The sequence below is a fragment of the Clostridium tanneri genome (assembly GCF_033659955.1).
GTDB classification, from domain to species: domain Bacteria; phylum Bacillota; class Clostridia; order Clostridiales; family Clostridiaceae; genus Clostridium_AM; species Clostridium_AM tanneri.
Genome location: NZ_JARUJP010000064.1, coordinates 1 through 1,859, shown reverse-complemented (window position 1 = coordinate 1,859; position 1,859 = coordinate 1). Strand labels below are relative to the sequence as shown.

Below are 1,859 nucleotides of genomic sequence, written 5' to 3'. Positions count from 1 at the left end.
CGTGTGTCCAGAAGAAACAAATTGATTTGTTTCATGCTATATAAAAGATGAGGGTGGGCCCCTCGGAGTCGCTATACAGGTAGAGACTTCAAATCACCTTAAGGTGCTGTTGCCAAAAACAACGGTATTGAGCGTTAAGGAAAAGGCAAAACAAAAGATTTTGTCAGATATATGTTGCGGAGATGAACGAAAGTGAACCATCGAAGACGCTTCGAAACGCTCAGCTGCTATCAAAACCAAGGTCGGTATGGCTATCTTGGGATAAGTCTAGAAGAAACCTGTTTACTGACTAGGCGATAGCCGGGGTAAAGGTGGCATGAACGCAACATAGGCTTTTATATGGAACTGGAGAACCTACGATTTTGATGTCAAGGGAAAAGTCACAAGCAAAGACCTTGCGAGGATGAAAGTACCAATGCAAAATATAGGGGCGGAACAGCTTATAGTAGTGAAGAAACTTCTGTAATGGGAGCGGAGCAAAGAAGCTGTATTATCCTGTTTTATATTTTGGTCAACCATTTTGTGGGAGGAATCGAATGAATAAAACAAAGTCGTTTGAGATTTCTAAAAGACTAGTTTATGAGGCATATAGGGAAATTAAGGCTAATAAAGGCGCAGCCGGCGTAGATGATGTTACACTTGAACAATTTGATAGTGACTTGCAAAAGAACTTGTATAAGATATGGAATCGAATGTCATCAGGAACCTACTTTCCTCCATCAGTAAAAGCTGTAGATATTCCTAAGAAAAATGGAGGAACAAGGACATTAGGTATACCAACTGTTGCTGATAGAATCGCACAAATGGTAGTTAAACTGAAATTTGAAAATAAAGTTGAAAAATACTTTCTACCTGATTCCTACGGGTATAGGCCTGGTAAATCAGCACATGATGCCATAGAAGTAACTAGGAAAAGATGCTGGCAGTATAATTGGGTACTAGAGTTTGATATTAAAGGCTTGTTCGATAACATAAATCATGATTTGCTAATGAAGGCTGTGAGAAAGCACACAAATTGCAAATGGGAACTACTTTACATTGAAAGATGGCTAAAGGTACCTTTTGAGAAATCAAATGGTGAGGCTGTTGCAAGAGAAACAGGGGTTCCTCAGGGTGGTGTAATAAGTCCAGTACTTGCTAATCTTTTTATGCACTATGTATTTGATAAGTGGATGAAAATAAATTTTCCTGATAATCCTTGGTGTAGATATGCAGATGATGGTCTTGTGCATTGTAAAACGATGAGACAAGCCCAATACATAAAGGATTGTTTAGATAAGAGGTTCAAAGAGTGTAATCTTGAAATCCACCCTGATAAAACGAAAATAGTGTATTGTAAGGATAGTAATAGAAAAGAAAATCATGAGAATATAGAGTTTACGTTTCTAAGTTATACTTTTAGACCTAGAAAGGCTAAAGGAAAAGATAATATTGAATTTACTAGCTTTCTACCCGCCATTAGCAGTAAAGCTAAAAACCATATTCGCAAAGAAGTTAAGGAATGGCGATTACTTTGGATGACTAATAAAGGACTTAAAGATATAGCTGAAAAATACAATCCCGTAATAAGAGGATGGCTAAACTACTATGGTAAATATGGTAGAAAGGAACTTGCGAAAGTCCTAGATACTATAAATAAACATTTATGTTTTTGGATAAGAAGAAAATATAAAAAGTATAAGCATAAACCGCAAAACGCTAGAAAATGCTTAAGAATGATGTCAGTAAAGTATAGGTTTCTTTTTGCTCATTGGAAAGTAGGGATACTGCCAACGACTGGATAATAGGAGCCGTATGACATGAGAGTGTCACGTACGGTTCTGTGAGAGGCTAGGGGTGAGAGTCCCCGGTCTACTCGA

The 1,859-nt window shown here is 37.5% G+C and carries 1 protein-coding gene; it reads left to right on the top strand.

From position 1 onward, the window contains the following. The first annotated feature begins 536 nt into the window (after nucleotides 1–536). On the top strand, nucleotides 537–1,784 hold the full coding sequence (ltrA, locus tag P8V03_RS18900; protein ID WP_318799359.1) for a group II intron reverse transcriptase/maturase: 1,248 nt from the start codon (nucleotides 537–539) through the stop codon (nucleotides 1,782–1,784). Nucleotides 1,785–1,859 lie beyond the last annotated feature (75 nt).